Source organism: Planctomycetota bacterium (assembly GCA_018242585.1).
Taxonomy (GTDB): Bacteria; Planctomycetota; Planctomycetia; order Pirellulales; family PNKZ01; genus JAFEBQ01.
In genome coordinates, this window is record JAFEBQ010000026.1 from 41,631 (window position 1) to 59,760 (window position 18,130).

Genomic DNA, 18,130 nt, shown 5'->3' on the forward strand with positions numbered 1-18,130 from the left:
CGGAAGCAATGTTCCACCGGCCGGGCCGAATGCACCGAGCAAAGCAACCTGACGACTACGACCCGGAGCCCGATGGCACCGTGTCGGTTACCAGATTCCCGTCGACGTTGATTCCCAGGCTCGCGGTGGCCGAGCCGGGGACGCCGGCGACGCCGATGACGCCGCCGGAGTTCGTCGTTTGCACTAGTTCGCCGCTGAAGATGGCGCCCGTGGTGTCGGCGTCATGGCCGGGCAACAGGGCGGCGGTAATGCCGACCAGGTCCGTGGCCTTGTGTCCGAGTAGCGACAGCGCGCCGATTCCCACCAGGACGACCGCCCCGATGATGATGGCGTATTCGACCATGGCCTGACCACGACGGTTGCGGAGGTGCTTGTTCAACATGGAAAATATCCTTCAAAGGTTGATAGATGAAAAAAGCAAAACACGGTCGCGAGGCGCAGCGCATTGCGCGCTGTCACGACACGACATAGTGTGGCGCGCACGGGTGAGCGCTGGATCAATACCGATCAAGCGCATTGACATCGTGCGATTCGCCGCGATGGACAGACTAATGGCCCGATTGCGCCCGCGCCTGGACGCATTGCCAGGCGCGGAATCAACAGCCGCCGGTAGCCGATAGCGAGGAGCGATCAGGCCCTGCGCGGCGGGGGGATTGGTGGCTGGGCGGGTTCGCCAGACGCCACCTGATAAAGAGTCGCGGCTTGAGCGACCAAGGGCCATTCGGCGGCCCAGGAGATCTGAATTGGTGGAGGGAGCGACGCGCCGACCACGGCCCACAGGTTTCCTTGCCCCTGGCATTGGCGCGCCGCGATGGCCGAATACCAGACTAGTGTTTCGCTGGATGCCGGCTGGGCTTCGGGGGAACTCGTCTGAGCACCGCGTTGCTCGCAAGAGGAACGCTGTTGGCAGCACGATTGCTTGGCGCTGGCGGGCATGCTCACGGCGGCCACGATCGGCGCTGGCAGCCATTCGGGTGGCACGATCACGTTGTTCCGCTTGGCCCAGGCCAAACGCTGGGCCGGCGTGTGGCAGCAGCAATTGCGCCAACAGTTTTCGGCCGAGTGGCAACCACAGCCATGTGCGGCGCAGGGATACGCTTCGCCGGTCGGATTCAACACCAGGGACGGCATGGGCAGCCCCACGGCCGCCGCGCCGAACGCGGCCAAAACCAGCCAAACAGCGCCGGTTCGAATCGAGTGTCGCAATTTCGATGTCCGCGTTCGGACCATCGTCAATTCGCCGTTGGCGACTCGCGAGAGGAAGCCAGGGAATGTCCAGGGTTGCTAGCGTCATCAATCTAGAGGTTCGCCCGTAGGCTCGCAAGCTGCCCATAAGGAGTGTGCGGAACGGGGGCGCAAAGTCCCCCGAGCGCCGCGCCGTTGGGCACGGCACTCGGGAAAAAGCGTGACTCGCCAGGACTAGCCCGACGGAGGCGAAGTTGGCGACTCGTAGAGCGTTACGAGCCGGAGCCGTCGGCGGTGTCGCTGACCAGGGTGCTGCCGTTGGCAATGCCCAGGCTGGCCGAGGTCGAGCCCGGCGTGCCGGTCACGTTAATGACGCCGCTTGAGTTTGTGGTTTGCACCAGCTCGCCGCTGAAGATCACGCCGTTGTCGTCGGCATGGGCCCCCGGCAGCAAGGCCGTGGTGATGCCGACCAGATCGGTGGCCTTGTGCCCCAGCAGTGACATTGCGCCGATTCCCATCAGGACGACCGCCCCGATGATGATGGCGTATTCGACCATGGCCTGACCGCGACGCGAATTGTGAAGTTGCTTCGACATATGCGTGAACCTTTCGGTAGTTGTTGATTGTGGCTTCGTAAATGGACGTTGGCAAGCGCGCAGGTCGGCGCACTTGGTTTGACGCCGATCGAGGACGCGCATATCGGCGCGTCGATCGAAATCAGCGGATTACCTGAAATAAGGATTCGCGCGCGGCGGCGTGGGAAACGCCCCAGGCGCGAATCAGCTTACGAAGCCAACTGCGGCGGCCCGCGGGCCAGATACGCCTCGGCCGCGCCCGACGGCAGCCGTAGGACGTTGGGAGAATGACTGGCGGCCGCGGCGAGTTCGGCCACCGAGAAGTGAAGCTGAACGGCCTGGGCTTGCGCCTGGGCCTGATACCGGCAAATGGGGCAATCGCCGGGTGCGTGCCACGAGGCCGACGAAGCAATGCCTTCGCCTTCAACGCTGTGGTCCTGGTCATGATCGGCGTGGGAATGACCAGCCTCGGCGTGGTCGCAGCCGGCGACCGTTGTGACATGGCAATCGTGATGACAGCCGGCCAGTTCGTGCCAGCCCATCCCCACGAGCGCACAGAGGGCGTAGCTGACCAACGTCAGCGCGCCGAGCAACCGTTTACGCCGGAAGAACATCACTGTGCTCGAAGAATTCGTGCTCGAAAAGGTCGTGCTCGAATAAAAACCGAGGTTTACCGAGGAAAGCGGCCCTTAGTCTAGAAGTTCGCCCGAAGGAGTCAAGCTGTATTTGCAAACGAATTGCATGTAGTGCCTGCCCCCCCGGCCGGTCCAAACTGCCCCGTTGCTGCCGTCTTTTACCAGTGCGTCACCGCCGGCATTGGTATTGCCCAACCAGGGGCCGCTGGGCCAGAATCCGCAAGCGCCGGCGGGGAAATGCCCGTTGTTGCTAGCTGCGGCCGTTGCCTGCCCTGTTCAATTGACCATCTCAATTCCGGTTCCTTTCAGAAAGTCATTCGCACGATGTCGACGATCTTGGTCACCGGAGGCGCTGGCTTCATTGGCGGCAACTTCGTGCGGCAATGGCTGGCCGAAGAGTCGGACGCGATCGTCAACCTCGACAAGTTGACCTATGCCGGCAACCTCGACTCGCTGGCCGACGTGGGCCAGAACCCACGCCATCGCTTTGTCGAAGGGGACATCGGCGACGCGGCCTTGCTGGCCCAGTTGCTCGAGCAGCATCGGCCGCGCGCGGTCGTCAATTTTGCCGCCGAGTCGCACGTCGATCGCTCGATCGACGGCCCGCGGGCCTTTGTCCAGACGAACGTGCTGGGGACGTTCGAGTTGCTGCAAGCGGCGCGCGTTTTTTGGCAGCAACTGCCCACGGGCGAGCGCGAGGCTTTTCGCTTCTTGCACGTCTCGACCGACGAGGTTTATGGCTCGCTGGGCTCGACCGGCAAGTTCACCGAGACGACGCCTTATGCGCCGAATTCCCCTTATTCCGCGTCGAAAGCCGGCAGCGATCACCTGGTCCGCGCTTATCACCACACGTTCGGTCTGCCGACGCTGATCACCAATTGCTCGAACAACTATGGGCCGTATCAGTTTCCCGAGAAGTTGATCCCGTTGATCATCCTGAACGCGCTCGAGGGGAAGCCGCTGCCGGTCTATGGCGACGGTCAGAACGTGCGCGACTGGCTGTTTGTGGCCGATCATTGCAGCGCCATTCGCCGCGTGTTGGCCGCCGGTCGGCCGGGCGAAGTGTATAACGTCGGCGGCAACAACGAACAATCAAATCTGTCAGTGGTCGAATCGATTTGCGATGCGGTCGATCGGCAACATCCCGGCTTGCCTCACGCGCCGTGCCGCAAGCTGATCAAGTTCGTCACCGATCGACCGGGGCACGACCGGCGCTATGCGATCGACGCCAGCAAGATCGAACGCGAACTAGGCTGGACGCCAAAGCAGGATTTTCGCTCGGGGCTCGAACAGACCGTGGCCTGGTATTTGAAGCATCGCACCTGGGTCGAGCGCGTCGGCAGCGGGGCCTATCGCCGCGAGCGACTGGGGCTGGCGACGTCGGCGTCGACTTGAATTGGCAGTCAGTAGCAACGCGCGTTGACGCAGCGGCAGAGAAGAGCATTTCAACGAACGAGGAGCGTTCATGAATCAAACGGCGAAGGTCGGCAAGGGGATCATCCTGGCCGGCGGCTCGGGAACGCGCCTTTATCCGGTGACGCGCGCGGTTAGCAAGCAACTGTTGCCGGTCTATGACAAGCCGATGATTTACTATCCGCTGTCGGTGTTGATGCTGGCCGGCATTCGCCAGGTGCTGGTCATCACCACGCCGGAAGATCGACCGAACTTCGAGCGGTTGCTGGGCGACGGTTCGCCAGTCGGCATCTCGATCCAGTACGCCGTCCAGCCCCGCCCCGAGGGGCTGGCCCAGGCGTTCATCATTGGTCGTGACTTTGTGGGGCGCGATGGCGTGGCCTTGGTGCTCGGGGACAACATCTTTTACGGCCAGGGCTTGCAGAAAATGTTGATGGATTCAGCGACCGAGGCCCAGGGGGCCACGGTGTTCGCGTATCGCGTCCGCGACCCCGAGCGGTACGGCGTGGTCGAACTCGACGCAACCGGTCGACCGGTGTCGATCGAGGAAAAGCCGAAGCAACCCAAGTCGCAACTGGCCGTCACGGGCTTGTACTTCTATGACAGCCAGGTGGTCGAGATTGCCGCGAACCTGAAGCCTTCGCCACGCGGTGAGTTGGAAATCACCGACGTCAATCGCGAGTATCTGCGGCGCGGACAATTGCGCGTGCAAAACTTGGGGCGCGGCAGCGCCTGGCTCGACACCGGCACGCACGAGTCGCTGATGCAAGCCGCCAACTTCATCGAGACAATCGAAGAACGCCAGGGCCAAAAGGTGGCGTGCATCGAAGAGATCGCCTTCGAGAAAGGCTACATCGGACAAGACCAGCTCTTACGACTAGCCGACGGCATGAAGAGCAGCTACGGGCAGTATTTGAGAGAACTGGTAAAGAGGGACTAGGGATTAGGGGCGAGGGACTAGGGAAGAGGCGTCACCAGATTGAATCGCGCTGAAGAAACTCAAAGTCGCGCGCAAAGGTATTTCCTAGCCCCTAGCCCCTAGCCCCTAGCCCCTAGCCCCTCTTCAAACAACGCCGAGCCCACGCGCACGATCGTTGCGCCTGCTTCAATGGCGACGTCGTAGTCGCCGCTCATGCCCATCGACAAATCGTCCCAGCGCAGCCCGGCCGGGCTTTGCGCGGCAAGCTGATCGCGCAGTTGCCGCAGGTCGGCGAACTCGCGGCGGGCCTGGTCGCGGTCACCTTCGCGGCTGGCCATTCCCATCAGGCCGCGGAAGTCGAGCCCGGTCAACGAAGCGAATGTTGGTAAAAGTGGCGCGATCTCCGCCGGTTGAAAGCCGTGCTTGGTGGCGTCGCCCGAGATGTTCACCTCGATCAGCGCCGGCGCGCGGCGGCCCGTGGCAATCGCCGTGGCGTTCATCGCTTCGAGCAGCCGCAAGCTGTCTCCCGAGTGAACCAAGTGGCACAGTGGCAGCGTCCGCTCGGCCTTGTTGCGCTGCAGGTGACCGATCATGTGCCAGCGCACCGGGCGCGTGCCGAGCGCCGCGGCACGTTCCCACAATTGCTGCGGCCGGCTTTCCCCCAGGTCCAAACAGCCCAGGTCGAGCAACCGCTCGGCGGTGGCCAGGTCGGTGTACTTGGTGACCGCGACCAGGGTGACCGCCTCGGCCGGGCGTCCGCTGCGGGCGGCTGCCGCGGCAATGGTCTCGCGCACGCGGGCCAGGTTTTCGGCCAGCCGATCGTGAACGCCCGCCATCGTCGTCCGCCTTGCTCGCTCGGGGGACTCTTACTCGACTTCGACCAGCCGCTTGATCTGACCCTTTTTCGTGACGCGACCGAGCAGGAACTCGGAAATCAGATGGTGGCCCAACAACGATCGCGGCGATTTGTGCTGCAGGCTGCGATAGATCAGCCACTGGTGCGCGCCCAATTGCAGACGATAGCCAACGGCCATGTCGGCCGGGACCGGTTCGTGGTCCTCGGCCACGGTCAGCCGCCGCCAGGTGAACTTCTTGTCGAGTCGCGATCGGTCGAGGTCGATCACCATCGGCAAGTACAACGCCCGGGCGTTCGCCGCCTGGTGCGTCAGGGCGAAACCTTCGTCCGAGGCGTCGAGGCCGGCCGCGCTCGGCTGACTGCGCCACTCGGGCATGGCCAAGGGGAACACACGCGCGATCGGCTTCTCCTGCATCAGTAGCCCTTCGCAATTGTCCTGGGCCGGCGTGAAGTCGACGCCCGGCACCAGGGGCCAACCGCTGCGGGCCGTGATCGCGCCAGGCTCGGCGGCCGTAATCACGTCGGCGACAAACAAAAAGCCATCATCGCGGGCCAGCGCGAACTGCCGCTCGAGTCGCACGCCCTGCTCGAATTCCAGATGCAGTTCCAGGTAATCGACCTGCGGCTTTGAAATCCAGCACGCTTCGGACCATTGCGAAACGGGTGCGACTTGCTCGCCATTGAACGTCACGCGAGGCGTACATGTCCCGGCCAGGACCAGGTCGCGGCCGGTATCAAGCTCGATTCGCAATTGGCGTTGGTCAAAGGCGAGCGCCAGTCGCGAGGCCGCGTCGCTCCAATCGGTGCGCAGCACGGCCAGGCGTGATAATTCGCCGTGTCCCGAACTGCTGGGGGCTTCGGAGGGCGGCGTGGTTGAACCCTTGAGCACGCGCTTGGCCAGCGTGGCTAGTCGCGCATTGCCGGAGATCTTGGCCGCATCAACCAGCCAAGCGGCCGAGCGCGGCTCGGCAGCGACCGGGTCGAACGCTTGCGTGGTGTCGCGGCGCGTCAGGCGCAAGGCCTGCTCAACCGCCAACACGTACTGCTCGCGAATCCGTTCGAGCGAGTCATCGGGGCTCGGGTCGCGGCGATTCAGCAGATGCAACGCCCGGGCCCACGACGCCAGCAGCGGCCGGAACAAGTCGAGCAACTCGGCGCGCGGCATGCCCGTTTCGTCGGTCACCGATTGCAGGCTCAGCTCCAGCGCGTTCTTGGCCAGGGTCGCCGCTTGCTGACAGGCCGGCACCTTGCGCAGGTAGTGCCCCAAAACGATCGGCAACTCTACCGAAAGCAACTGGGCCAGCCACGATTGACGCGGCGCCTGGCCCGCTTGTCGCGCGAGGGTGATCAACTGCTCGACGACGCGGCTCAAGACATCCTTGGGCAAGACGTAGGCCAATCGCGGCAAATGGTACGCCAGCGCCAAGGCTGGCAACACGGTGGCAGCCTTGATCGAGCATTCCTGAGCGAGCCACTGTTCGGTCAGTGCGCGGATTGGCTTGGGGCGGGACTTGCCGGCCAACAGGTCCCAGGCGTCGCGCGCCATTTCGGCGACATCGGGCGCGTCGGTTTCAAGCTGCGCGGGCTGACCACCCGACAGCCACGCGGCGTCAACGCTCCAGAGCAGCGGGGAGCCGTGCCGCGTCAGATCGCGCAGCAACTTGGCCGAGTCGAGTTCCTTGAGTCGGCGGCGCAGCTTGGGCCAGTCGCGCTCGCTGATGGTGCAAGTCGCGGTGGGCTCGGTGGCCGGTTCAGAGGCGGACCAGGGTTCGGTCGACGGAGCGTCCAACGTATGAATCGGGTTGATGTCGTGCATGGGTCGGCTGATCAACAGGCAAGTAGTGTCATTTCGCGCGGTGCAGTATCATAAAGACGCCCTCGACCATTTTGAACCCCTCGACCCGTCGGTGGTGTAAGCGTTTGCCCCCGCGGTCGTTCTGGAAGATTTCCCGCGAGCAGGAGGCCGAAGATGTCCCCGTGTTCTTGGTGTCGCCAAATGACACGATTTGGCTGGTTTGTGGCAATTGCGTTGGGGGCCTTGGTGCCCAGTTTATTAGCGCAGCAGCCCGCCACGGCCGATGCGGTGCAAGCGCCCGAGGGATTGGTGCGATTGGCGCCAGATTACGAGATTTGGCTCGATAAGAAAAACAAGCGCGTGGTATTAGTAGGCGAAATCTGCCAGCGCGAAGGGCAGATGGAAATGTTTGCCTGTCCGCGGAAGACCAAGGAACACGAAGCGGTCGTCTCGCTAGCGACCCAGGCCTACATGGTCCACGCGGCCCTGGTGGCGCTGGGGGCCGAGCCGGGGAACCCAGCCCAATTCGTGCCCGAGTACAAGCCGGCGCAAGGGCCTGAAATCGAAGTCACGGTCTACTGGACCGATGCCCAGGGGAAGCGGCAACAGACCCGGGCCCAGAACTGGCTGCGCAACACGCGGACCAACAAGGAGATGGCCACCCCGTGGGTGTTTGGCGGCAGCGGTTTTTGGGTCGACCCGCAGACCCGAGAGAAGCACTATCTGGCCGAGGACGGGGACTTGATCTGCGTATCGAACTTCACTAGCGCCACGCTCGACCTGCCGGTCGAGAGCACCCAGTCGAACTCGTCGCTGATGTTCGAGGCGTGGACCGAGCGGATTCCCGAGAAGAAAACCCGGGTGACGCTGACCCTGACGCCCAAGCTGAAAGGGCTGGACGACCAGCGGGGGGAAGACCCCAAGACCGACTTGTTGCCGCCCCCGAAGGTGGACAAGCCGAAGGATGGGCGCGAGTAAGTTCAGTGCGCTATGGCTCGTACGCAATGTTCAAATGCGGCCGCTCGAGCGACAAACACCCCTCCCTTTCAGGGAGGGGCAGGGGGGAGGGTAAAGACGTCGCTGGCCGAAAATCACGGCGCTCAGTGAGCAGTCCACTTGGTGCAAAGCGAACTGGCCTGCAACGCATTTACCCTCACCCGACTCGCTCCGCTCGTCGACCTCTCCCTTAAAGGGAGAGGTGTAGCAGTCGCGCGCGACGTCGCCCGTCACATCAAGCCTTGCGTCGCCTAACCGGTCACGCGGCAGTGGTCGAGCATCTTGTCGGCCGTCGTGACGTAGCTGGTATAGAACGGCCCGAACTCGGCGTACCGGGCGCTCGCCTCGTCGAACCGCATGGTGTAGACGATCTCTTTGAGGAACTCGGGGTTGCGGGCCCACAGCGTGACACCCCATTCCCAATCGTCCAAGCCGACCGAGACGGTGATCAACTGCGTCACGCGGCCGGCGAACTTCATGCCGCTGCGGCCGTGCTCGGCCATCAGTCGGTTCCGCTCGCTCGGCGGCAGCAGGAACCAGTTCTCGACCACTTCGCGCTTCTTGTTCATCGGGTAGAAGCACGTGTTCGGCCACGCGGGCAGGTCGGGCGTCAGCCGCTGCTTGCGCATCATCTCTTCACGCGACTCATAGGCCTTGAGCTTGGCCTTGTAGCTGGGGCTATCGAGAGTTTCGCCTTCTTCGACCAGCCGGCGGCCGTATTGCTCGACCGTAGGGACGTACTCCGACACCTCGGTGAGCGAGACGAACGAATAGGTCGGTTCCAGCGCGAACCCCAGCGGGCCGCCCATCAGGGATTGGTGCACCGCGTCGAGCTTCATCGGATCGGGATCGAGCATCATCAAGCCGAAGTCGGCCTTGTGCCCTGAGACCAGCGAGACCTGCAACCGCGACGGAGCGCCGTCACGCCCGCCGTCCAGGGCGGCAATCAACGCCTCGCGGCCGGATTGCCGCTCGGCCGGCGACAGCTCGCGGAGGGCCGCCCGATTGAAGCGGTAGTAGAAGTGGTTGCAGTGCCAGCCTTGTTGAGGGCTGAGCGAAACTTCGGTCGACGGCGCGGCGTGTTGATGTGCATGGCTCATGCCGAGCATGATACCAACGCCGCTGGTCGAGAGAAAGGAGCCGGGGTGGGGCTCATTTGACCGTCAAAGGAAGTGCGGGTGCCATGCTCAAGTCAGCAGACTTGAGCATGTGAAGCGTCACACGACATGCTCAAGCCTTGTGGGCTTGAGCTGGCACCCGCGAGAAAGGGGGGCTGAAGGAAGAGGTTCGCTACGCCACGGCGGCGAAGTCGCGGACCAGGCGGAGGAAGACTTCGCGCGTGACTTGGGCCAGGATCACCTGGCGGCCCGCGGCGGCGGTGGTGGCATAGCGGCAGAGGCTCAGTTCGCCCGGCTTGCGCACGATCAGCTCATAGTAACTCGTGCGGCCGTCGTCCTTGGTCGGCGGCACCGAGCGCATTTGCACCACGCACCGCTCGGAGTCGATCTCAATCGCCTGAATCGGTTCGAGCAGATAGTTGAGCCGGCGCGACAATTCATCGGCCACGGCGCGCAACTGGCCCACGTCGGCCGCAGCCAGCCGGTCGCTCGTCAGCTTGAACTCCTCGAAGGCCACGGCCAGGGTGTCGATCGCCGACAGGTTGGCGATGAACCGAAGGCCAGCGTCGGCCTCGTCAATGCGCAGCGAGCCATAACTCGGCGCGGGGATGGCCGCGAGCGAGGATTCAACTTGGTTGATGATTGGCATGAAAAGGTTGCTGGTTGCTGGTTGCGAGTTGCTACGGGAGGAAAAAGTTGCTGGTTCCTAGTTGCGGGTTGCTAGCTTCTGGTTGCTAGTGAGGAGCAACTGCTGACGGTATTCGACTAGCAACCAGAAGCTAGCAACACGCAACTTCTTCCCTATTTCGCCGCCTCCTGCTTATGCTCCGAGCCGTCGTACGACAGGATCGTTTTCGTCCCGTCGAGCGTGGTCTCGATATGCACCGGGCGCGTCCAGAGCTTTTGCAGGTTGATCAGCGTGTCGCGGGCGTAGTTCATTTGCAGCTCGACGCCATTGAACTCGTGACGCAGAAACAACTCGCCCCGGTTCTTGTAGTTGCCGTCGTCAACACAAATCTGCGGCCGGCCCAAGTTGGTCAGGTTCGCCAGTAGTCGTTGCTTGATCTGGGGGAACGCCCGGCTTTCGATCTCATAGGCGTCGGAGCCCGAGTTATAACCGAACGAGAATAGCTTGTTCTGCCGGCAGAAATCGAGGGTCAGGAAGGTGTCGATAAAGGTCAAGTCGTTGTGGATTCGGCGGACCTCAAAAATCTTTTGCCGCCCCTGATTCGTAGCGGTGTCCCAGAGTCGCTTCTGGGTCAGATCGTCGCACTCTTCATAGTCGCGGCCGAAACGGCCCCGATTCCAGCGGTCTTCAATGTCGCGGAACAGCTCGATGCCTAGTTTGTAAGGGTTCAAACGGTCGGGCGACGTGGCCATTGTGCCCGAGTGATGGTCGGCAAAGTTCACAATGTCGGCGTCATTGGCGCCGCGGGTGGTCATGATGGTCGAGTGCCAGTAGCTGGCCCAACCCTCGTTCATGATCTTGGTCTGGCCTTGCGGGGCAAAGTAGTACGCTTCTTCGCGGACAATCGACAGGACGTCCAACTGCCACGACCGCAGCGGCGCGTTCTCCAGGATGAACAGCATCACGTCCCGCGTCGGATGTTCGGGATTCTTGTGCGCGGGGGGCGCTTCGTTGCGGCGGCGCTCGGCCTCGGCCGCCAGCTTGTCGGGCGGGTTGACGAATGGGTCCAGGTACGGCTTGGCGTCGAAGCGCGTGCCGCGCGGAGCGTTATCGTGCTCGGAGTCGTCCAGCGGCGTGGTGGCTGCGGCGGCGTGCATGGAAGGACGCTTGATGAACGGCGAATGGATGTCGATCAGATCCTCGATGCTCAGACAGGCGTCGAGCACCGTTTCGACCTCGTCAACGCCGAACCGATCCATGTAACGACGGATGCGGTTGCCGTTGTTGGCCATCTGGTCCATCATCTTCCGGTTCGTCTGGCTGAACCAGAAGTTGTTCTTGAAGAAGTCGCAATGACCATAGACGTGCGCCATGACCAGCTTCTGGTCGGTGAGCTCGTTGCAGCTCATCAAGTAGGCGTAGCACGGGTTGTTGTTGATCACCAGCTCGTAAATCTTTTGCAGGCCATAGACATAGCCCTTGGAAAGCTGTTCGTACTCCATGCCCCAGCGCCAGTGGGGATACCGCGTGGGAAAGCCGCCATAGGCCGCGATCGAGTTCAACTGGTCGTAGTCGACCAGCTCGAAGATGGTGGGGAAGAAGTCGAGCCCGCAATCCCGGGCGTGTCCTTCCATTTGCTGCTGCACTTCGACCAGTTCGGGCGGAAGTGTCTGCAAGCGCGTCGCCATAAATCGTGTTCCTTCTAGCGGTCGGCGGCATGCCAAAAGTGAACTGGCGAAGCCGGCGCCGCGCGCGTCGGGCGGCTATTTCCCCTTGCCCAAGAACAACTTGATCGAATCGTAAATGGCGTTGCGATCGCGAATCTCGGACAAGATCAGGTTCTCGAAATCGCTCCCCAGCTTCTCGTGCAGCGCGCGCAGGTACTCGCCGCTGCCGTACGGGCTTTCGACTTGTCCATAGCAGAACAGGTTCACGTGCGGCAGCAGCTCTTCGCGCAGCATGCTCATGCAGGTCTGGTTGTCCTCGCCCCAGTTGTCGCCGTCCGAGAATTGAAAACAGTAGACATTCCAATCGGACGGCGGGAAGTCCTTCTTCAGCAGATCGACACAGACCTTGTAGGCCGAACTGATCCGCGTGCCGCCGCTTTCGCGGGTGTGATAGAAGGTGTTCTCGTCGACGGCCTTGGCCGCGGCGTCGTGGATGATGTAGCGAACTTCGAGCCCGCCGTACTGGCTTTTTAGCCAGGTATCGATCCAGAATGCCTCGGTTCGGACGATTTGCTTCTGCTCGTCGGTCATCGAGCCCGAGACGTCCATCATGTAGACGATGACGGCGCTGGCCTCGGGATGAGCGACCGTGTGCCAGGAACGATACCGCTTGTCCTCGCGGAACGGCACGACCAGCGGCGAGTCGGGCACATAGGTCTTGGACGAAATCTGCCGCCGCAGCGCTTCCATGTAGGTCCGCTTGAAATGCCTGAGTGACTCGGGCCCGGTGCGGCGGATGCTGTTGTACTTGGTCTTGTCCTGCTGGATGTTCTCGCGCCCCTTGGGCTCGATGCGCGGCAAGTGCAGCTCGTCGGCCATGATCTTGGCCAACTCTTCCAGCGGCACGTCGACTTCCAGGACATGGGCCCCTGGGTCGCTGCCGGCTTTTCCTTTGCCGTCCCCCTCTTCTTCGCCCTGGCCAACCGCCGTGCCTTCTTCGCCGTCCCCTTGGCCGACGCCCCCCGAGCCGTTCTTGCCGTAGCGGAAGTGGGGGACGTCGAGTTGCGGGATCGGAATGCTGACCAGGTCGCGACCCTTGCGGCCGATCATTTCGCCTTGGGTGACGTATTTGCGCAGGTTTTGTCGAATGCGGCCGCGGACGATCTCGCGAAAGCGCGCATGATCGCGTTGCATTTTCATATCAGTAGCCGTCCCCTCCGCGCTCGTCCTAAGCGCCGTGTGCATGGTGGGAGCACACTTCTCTGGACGTCCAACAGGTCGCGGCGTCATTGCCGCGCCGCCTGGTGAGTCGACGCTAAGCTCTTGTTGTCACTGGTTGTTAACTCTTGGTGTCGCCACGGGCAAAGATGCTGGCCACGTAGTTCAGCACGTCGGTGGCGCTCTCATCATTGTATCCATAGTCGCGGATCAGGCGGGCCTTGACCACGTCGATCTTCCCCTGGGTGTCGGCGTCGACGACCTTCGACACCAGGCTGGTCAACTTGATCGTGTCTTTCTGATCCTCGAACAGTTTCATTTCCAAGGCGCGGTGCAGCCGCTCGTTGGACCGGTAGTCGAACGTCCGGCCGTCGATCAGCAGCGCCGCGATGTAGTTCATGATCTCCCGGCGGAAGTCGTCTTTCCGGCTTTCCGGAATGTCGATCTTCACTTCGACCGAGCGCATCAGCCGCTCATCGGGTTCTTCGTATTGACCGGTGAATTTGTTCTTCACCTTTTCGCGCTGGGTGTAGGCCTTCACATTGTCCATGTAGTTGGCGCACAAGCGCTTGAGCGCGTCCTCGTCGGCGGCAATGGCCCGCTGGACCTCGTTCTTGACGATGTTCTCGTATTCTTCCTTGACCACGCTGAGCAGCTCGCGGAAGTGGTTCTTGGTCTCGTCGCTGGTGATCAGGCTGTGGTGCTTGAGCCCCGCCTCCAGCTCGTTGAGCACCATGAACGGGTTCACGCAGGTCGACTCGGGGTAGACCACCAGGGCGTTCGAGATCTTGTCCTGGACATAGCGCGGCGAGATGCCCACCAAGCCCTCGTTGGTCACCTGGTCGCGCAGTTCCTTGACGTTTTCCTCGGTAAAGCCCGGCAGGGTCTTGCCGTTGTAAAGCTTGAGCTTCTGCAGCAGCGTCAGGTTTGCCGCCTTGGGCTGCTCGAGCCGGGTCAGCACGGCCCACATGGCCGCCATCTCGATCGTGTGGGGCGCGATGTGCTTCCCTTTGACCTTGTCCCGGTTGTAGTCCTTTTCATAAATCTTGATCTCATCGGCCAGCGTGGTGACGTACGGAATGTCGATTTTCACCGTCCGATCGCGCAGCGCTTCCATGAACTCGTTGTTCTGCAACCGGCGGTATTCCGGTTCGTTGGTGTGACCGATAATCACTTCGTCGATGTCGGTCTGGGCAAACTTCTTGGGCTTGACCTTGTGTTCCTGGCTGGCCCCCAGCAAGTCGTACAGGAACGCCACGTCCAGCTTCAGGACTTCGACAAACTCGACGATGCCGCGGTTGGCGACGTTGAACTCGCCGTCAAAGTTGAACGCCCGCGGGTCGCTGTCGCTGCCATACTCGGCGATCTTGCGGTAGTTGATATCGCCGGTCAACTCGGTCGAGTCCTGGTTCTTTTCGTCCTTGGGCTGGAACGTGCCAATGCCGATACGATCTTTCTCGCTCAGCAACTGCCGCCGCACGCGGACGTCTTGGACCACGCGCGTCCAGTCGCCACCGTACTTGGCCAACCGCTCGTTGTAGACATAGCGACAGAACGGGCAGAGTTCGCCGTTGATCCGCACCTGGTAACCGCCGGCGGGTTGCTGGGCATTGAGCTTGGCGATCACGTCGTTGCGGAAGCGATGGGGAAACAGGTGCAGCGGCTCTTCGTGCATCGGGCACCAATGCACGTCGTTCGCGTCGTTCAGGTCGACCCACCCCAAGGTGAACAGCGCGCCGTCATCCTGGGTCGAATAGCGTTCGAGTCCCTTCTTGAGCATGCGAGCGATGGTGCTCTTGCTGCTGCCGACCGGGCCGTGCAGCAAGAGGACGCGCTTCTCGATGCCGTAGCCTTGCGCGGCGCTTTTCAGCGCGTTGACCAGCGACGCCAGCGCGTTGTCCAAGCCGAACACCGCGTCTTCGCCGTGGTTCTCGGGATCGTCGAAGAACTTGTAATGGCTGTGCCGCTCGCCGCGCGATCGTTCGATCGTTTCGGTCCCGGCGGCCATGATCATGTCGTACACGCGCTCGAACGCGTTGCGCGTGACCTTCGGATTGCCACCGACCAGGTCCAGGTACTCTTCAAACGAGCCGATCCAGCTCTTTTTGCGGAACTGTTCCAGATCCTGGCGATCGGCAATCAGCGAGATGATTGAGCGTCCATCACTCATATCGAACGTCCCTTCAAAAACGTATGTCGCGCCGGCATCGCCTCATTACGACGCCAACGTACGACACCATCGGGTGCTCGAACCGTCACGATTATGCGTGCGCGGCCCCCCGACTCCTGGCTAGTTTTGGCCACCGCCGTACGCTCCGGCAACAATCGGAGCAGGGCAGAGGGCCTGGCGGGCGTTTTCTGGCAGGATGGGCCAGAAAGCGGACGTCGGTCATGCCCGGCTTGAAAGCCGGTCACCGACAGGAAAATCGCAAGTTCCTGGCCGATGGCCGGACGCCGTAGCGACCAGCGAAGGAACTTGGCAAAGAGCGTAAGGAACGACGCAGAAAACCGGGACAGCTAAAGCGTTAGGGTAACCGGAACCGGCAAAATCGAGTTAATCTAGCCCGACTTTTCCGCTCCTGCATCTACTACAAGTATCGCCTTACCCAAATTATGCGGCAATACCAGCTTTGGCCGTAAACCGCCGCATGGCTGCCAGCCATCCAGGTTATTCCGAACGCAACCTACTATGGAACAATAGGTTGCAAAACTGGCAAGTGTCGAGGTTTTGCGCGCTCGAAGACCGAAAATCGCTTCTGCTAATAGCAGGTCGGTCGGCTGGCAACTTAGATATGGCGTCTAACGCCCCACTTTCGGCGGTGCGTCAGGTTGACCGACCGCCAACGCCAGCTAGGGCCCCAAGAGCAGGCAAAACGTGGGCATTTTCAGCCTGTTTTCCCACCAAAACCCGGAGCTTTCGCCCCTATTTGGCCAACAGCTTTTCCACACTATCGAGCAGCTTGTCCATGGCGAATGGCTTGCGCAGGTAGTCGTCGACTCCCAACATTTCCGCATAGACCTTGTGCCGGCTTCCTTCGTTGGCCGTGATCATGATCACGCGGGTAGGCACCACTCGGGTCCGACGCAGCTTTTCCAGCACCAGAAACCCGCTCCGCTTGGGCATCATCATATCCAAGACGACCAGGTCCGGGTCTTCGCGCTCGGCCAAGGCCAGCCCCTGGTTGCCGTCGCGGGCGATCAGCACCGCGTAGCCCTTGGCTTCCAGCGCCAGCCGCATCGATTCGATAATTTCCTGATCGTCATCGACCAGCAAAATGCGGCTCGGCTTGGTTTTCTCGGCGGGTTTAGCGGCTTCCTCGGCCATGTTGGGCACTCTCCAAGTTGTCGAATCCTATCGAGCAAAGCCGCTCGGGTGCTGGGCCGCCGCAACCTCTTGTCGCGCGCCGTCGATCGACGCCGGCCCACAACGAACGCATCGCCCCAGCGTTTTCCGTGAGAGGGCGATGTTCCGTCGCGCCGAATATCAAACCCATACAACTATCCGACGCGACCGGCGATTTCAAGCAACGATTGGCTTCGATTCGAATCGCGGCAACGCGCTTTTCCGTGCCAAGCCGCCCAAGAGTGTCGCTTTCGCCCTTGTTGCGAGGGCTTGTCCTCTTAAAGGCCCTTCAGGACCGCCAACGCCTTGGTCTCGAAGATCGCCTGCCACTCGGGGCCGACGAGCGAATCGCAATCTTCCTGGGCATAGCCCGTGTTCAGCCGCTGGGCCGCCGTCGGGGCGTAATAGATATAGCCGTTGGTGTAGCCGGCCACGAAGGCATTGGGATCCTTGGCCGCCCCCTTGATGTTCAGGCCGACCTGCACGGTCAGCTCGCCAGGAAACGTGACGAGCTTGAAGTCGCCGACGCGCAAGCCGCAGACTTCAACGTCCAGCGTGGGCGACCCCGTCGCCTGGTTCTGAGCCAGATGCTTCTTCAGCAGGGCCAGGTTCGTGTTCAGCCGCGTCAGCCGCTCCATGATCTGAATGTTCTGCAGGTACGTTTCGACGTGGGCGCGATTCTCGGCGTCAAACTTGGCCAACTCGTCGCGCCCCTGCGCCCGGTCGTGTAAGTAGCTTTGGGCATGATGCGAAGGAAACTCGGGCGACAACCGCTGCTGAAGCAACAACGGCAGAAACGTCTTGAAGTTGATATTCGTCGGCCGTAGCGAAATTAGCAGCTTACGCTGCTCGGCGTCGATGGCCGCTATCCGGCGTTCCAGGTCAGCGCCACGCGGCAAGGCGATCGACTCGCTGCTGACTTTCAAGACATCGTCACGCTTGCTCTTCAAATGGTGCGCCGCCGTGAGGACGGTTTGCGCAAGCAAGTTACCCAGCGGTTCCGCGTCGGGCAGCCGGTTGACCTCCTTGTAACGCACCGGGTTGATGTCGCCGGCGCAGCCTTGCACAAACAGCGCCACGGCGCCCTCCCCCAGCGCGGTCTCGATCACCGGCGAGGCAAAGCCGGGGAAGTCAGCCGAGTTGCCGCGATAGGGCGGGTTCATGATCGGATGGCAGGCAAAGTGATAGACCAGCGCCAGCGGTCGGCCATCGGCGCGGTCCAACCGGAGCAAGCCGACTTGCGGGTCGATCGGCCCGACGCCGGCCACGTCTTCATCGCGCGGCAACGAGTAGGCCCGCCGCATGTCGACCTCGCTGCCGTCCTTCATCTTCAACCGGCGGTTCTCGCTGATCCGGTCTTCCCGGGCGGCGCCGACGGCGACGGTAACCGGTTGCAGGCGAGCGGCCGCGTCCTTCACCACCTGCACCACCAAGTCCGCCGTGTCGTCGCGGACAATGCCGTGACAATGGCTGGCGTTCACCATCACGCCGGCCGGCGCAATGCCGAGTTCGCTCTGCAATTGCCCGCGAACGCGCCGCATGAAATCGTTCTTAATGCGCCCAATTTCGCCGATCGCGACCGCGTCGACGGTAATCAGCACGGCCGTCGTCGAGCCTTGTTTCAACACCAGGGCCTTGGCAAAGCACGGGCAATTCACCGGCCCGGCCGAGCGATCGGTAATGTCCACCTTGGCCGCGCCGGCTTGCAGCGTCTGGGCAGCGTGGACGGGCGATGAGCAAAGCGCAATCAGCGCCGTAGCGACGATGAGTGATTTCATACGA

At 62.0% G+C, this 18,130-nt stretch carries 16 protein-coding genes; 3 read left to right on the forward strand and 13 right to left on the reverse strand.

The genetic code is table 11. From position 1 onward, the window contains the following. Positions 1-55: 55 nt before the first annotated feature. From JSS27_12990 to JSS27_13005, 4 genes are all read right to left on the reverse strand, one after another. Positions 56-382 (reverse strand): hypothetical protein, encoded by a 327-nt coding sequence (locus JSS27_12990; GenBank protein MBS0209857.1) that lies wholly within the window; start codon positions 380-382, stop codon positions 56-58. 248 nt (positions 383-630) lie between these two features. Beyond that, positions 631-1,206, reverse strand: coding sequence for a hypothetical protein (locus tag JSS27_12995; protein MBS0209858.1), 576 nt, complete (start codon positions 1,204-1,206; stop codon positions 631-633). 251 nt (positions 1,207-1,457) lie between these two features. After that, on the reverse strand, positions 1,458-1,781 hold the full coding sequence (locus tag JSS27_13000; protein MBS0209859.1) for a hypothetical protein: 324 nt from the start codon (positions 1,779-1,781) through the stop codon (positions 1,458-1,460). A 188-nt stretch (positions 1,782-1,969) separates the two neighbouring features. Then, positions 1,970-2,374 (reverse strand): hypothetical protein, encoded by a 405-nt coding sequence (locus JSS27_13005; protein MBS0209860.1) that lies wholly within the window; start codon positions 2,372-2,374, stop codon positions 1,970-1,972. Positions 2,375-2,719: 345 nt separating this feature from the next. Here JSS27_13005 and rfbB point away from each other — a divergent pair, with 345 nt between their 5' ends. Together rfbB and rfbA are read left to right on the forward strand one after the other, a co-directional pair. Further along, positions 2,720-3,790, forward strand: a complete 1,071-nt coding sequence (rfbB, locus tag JSS27_13010; GenBank protein ID MBS0209861.1) for a dTDP-glucose 4,6-dehydratase — start codon at positions 2,720-2,722, stop codon at positions 3,788-3,790. A gap of 70 nt (positions 3,791-3,860) precedes the next feature. After that, the gene (gene rfbA / locus JSS27_13015) at positions 3,861-4,748 is read left to right on the forward strand and encodes a glucose-1-phosphate thymidylyltransferase RfbA (protein MBS0209862.1); all 888 of its coding nucleotides are present in this window, start codon (positions 3,861-3,863) and stop codon (positions 4,746-4,748) included. A gap of 98 nt (positions 4,749-4,846) precedes the next feature. On the opposite strand, the gene JSS27_13020 is transcribed toward rfbA, so the two are convergent. Beyond that, on the reverse strand, positions 4,847-5,563 hold the full coding sequence (locus JSS27_13020; protein MBS0209863.1) for a YggS family pyridoxal phosphate-dependent enzyme: 717 nt from the start codon (positions 5,561-5,563) through the stop codon (positions 4,847-4,849). Positions 5,564-5,593: 30 nt separating this feature from the next. Further along, a complete protein-coding gene (locus JSS27_13025) occupies positions 5,594-7,399 on the reverse strand; it encodes a hypothetical protein (GenBank protein MBS0209864.1) in 1,806 nt (601 codons plus the stop codon). Positions 7,400-7,579: 180 nt separating this feature from the next. Between JSS27_13025 and JSS27_13030 the strand changes: the two genes are divergently transcribed. Continuing rightward, a complete protein-coding gene (locus JSS27_13030) occupies positions 7,580-8,356 on the forward strand; it encodes a hypothetical protein (protein MBS0209865.1) in 777 nt (258 codons plus the stop codon). A 269-nt stretch (positions 8,357-8,625) separates the two neighbouring features. Here JSS27_13030 and JSS27_13035 read toward each other — a convergent pair whose 3' ends face one another. From JSS27_13035 to JSS27_13065, 7 genes are all read right to left on the reverse strand, one after another. Beyond that, positions 8,626-9,474: a heme-dependent peroxidase gene (locus JSS27_13035; protein ID MBS0209866.1), complete on the reverse strand. Its 849-nt coding sequence runs from the start codon at positions 9,472-9,474 to the stop codon at positions 8,626-8,628. Between the two features lie 190 nt (positions 9,475-9,664). Further along, complete coding sequence (locus JSS27_13040; GenBank protein MBS0209867.1) at positions 9,665-10,141, reverse strand: hypothetical protein; 477 nt, start codon at positions 10,139-10,141, stop codon at positions 9,665-9,667. 152 nt (positions 10,142-10,293) lie between these two features. Next, on the reverse strand, positions 10,294-11,808 hold the full coding sequence (locus tag JSS27_13045; GenBank protein MBS0209868.1) for a SpoVR family protein: 1,515 nt from the start codon (positions 11,806-11,808) through the stop codon (positions 10,294-10,296). Between the two features lie 75 nt (positions 11,809-11,883). After that, positions 11,884-12,987: a DUF444 family protein gene (locus JSS27_13050; protein ID MBS0209869.1), complete on the reverse strand. Its 1,104-nt coding sequence runs from the start codon at positions 12,985-12,987 to the stop codon at positions 11,884-11,886. A gap of 139 nt (positions 12,988-13,126) precedes the next feature. Next, entirely contained in the window at positions 13,127-15,175 is a 2,049-nt protein-coding gene (locus JSS27_13055; protein ID MBS0209870.1) for a serine protein kinase, read from the reverse strand. A gap of 753 nt (positions 15,176-15,928) precedes the next feature. After that, a complete protein-coding gene (locus JSS27_13060) occupies positions 15,929-16,330 on the reverse strand; it encodes a response regulator (GenBank protein ID MBS0209871.1) in 402 nt (133 codons plus the stop codon). Between the two features lie 296 nt (positions 16,331-16,626). Next, positions 16,627-18,036: a hypothetical protein gene (locus JSS27_13065; GenBank protein ID MBS0209872.1), complete on the reverse strand. Its 1,410-nt coding sequence runs from the start codon at positions 18,034-18,036 to the stop codon at positions 16,627-16,629. Positions 18,037-18,130: the final 94 nt, after the last annotated feature.

Bases quoted from the DNA above. Each gene is read 5' to 3' on its own strand.
- JSS27_12990 (MBS0209857.1), bottom strand. From the start codon at position 382: ATGTTGAACAAGCACCTCCGCAACCGTCGTGGTCAGGCCATGGTCGAA.
- JSS27_13000 (MBS0209859.1), bottom strand. From the start codon at position 1,781: ATGTCGAAGCAACTTCACAATTCGCGTCGCGGTCAGGCCATGGTCGAA.
- JSS27_13005 (MBS0209860.1), bottom strand. From the start codon at position 2,374: ATGTTCTTCCGGCGTAAACGGTTGCTCGGCGCGCTGACGTTGGTCAGC.
- rfbB (MBS0209861.1), top strand. From the start codon at position 2,720: ATGTCGACGATCTTGGTCACCGGAGGCGCTGGCTTCATTGGCGGCAAC.
- rfbA (MBS0209862.1), top strand. From the start codon at position 3,861: ATGAATCAAACGGCGAAGGTCGGCAAGGGGATCATCCTGGCCGGCGGC.
- JSS27_13020 (MBS0209863.1), bottom strand. From the start codon at position 5,563: ATGGCGGGCGTTCACGATCGGCTGGCCGAAAACCTGGCCCGCGTGCGC.
- JSS27_13025 (MBS0209864.1), bottom strand. From the start codon at position 7,399: ATGCACGACATCAACCCGATTCATACGTTGGACGCTCCGTCGACCGAA.
- JSS27_13030 (MBS0209865.1), top strand. From the start codon at position 7,580: ATGACACGATTTGGCTGGTTTGTGGCAATTGCGTTGGGGGCCTTGGTG.
- JSS27_13035 (MBS0209866.1), bottom strand. From the start codon at position 9,474: ATGAGCCATGCACATCAACACGCCGCGCCGTCGACCGAAGTTTCGCTC.
- JSS27_13040 (MBS0209867.1), bottom strand. From the start codon at position 10,141: ATGCCAATCATCAACCAAGTTGAATCCTCGCTCGCGGCCATCCCCGCG.
- JSS27_13045 (MBS0209868.1), bottom strand. From the start codon at position 11,808: ATGGCGACGCGCTTGCAGACACTTCCGCCCGAACTGGTCGAAGTGCAG.
- JSS27_13050 (MBS0209869.1), bottom strand. From the start codon at position 12,987: ATGAAAATGCAACGCGATCATGCGCGCTTTCGCGAGATCGTCCGCGGC.
- JSS27_13055 (MBS0209870.1), bottom strand. From the start codon at position 15,175: ATGAGTGATGGACGCTCAATCATCTCGCTGATTGCCGATCGCCAGGAT.
- JSS27_13060 (MBS0209871.1), bottom strand. From the start codon at position 16,330: ATGGCCGAGGAAGCCGCTAAACCCGCCGAGAAAACCAAGCCGAGCCGC.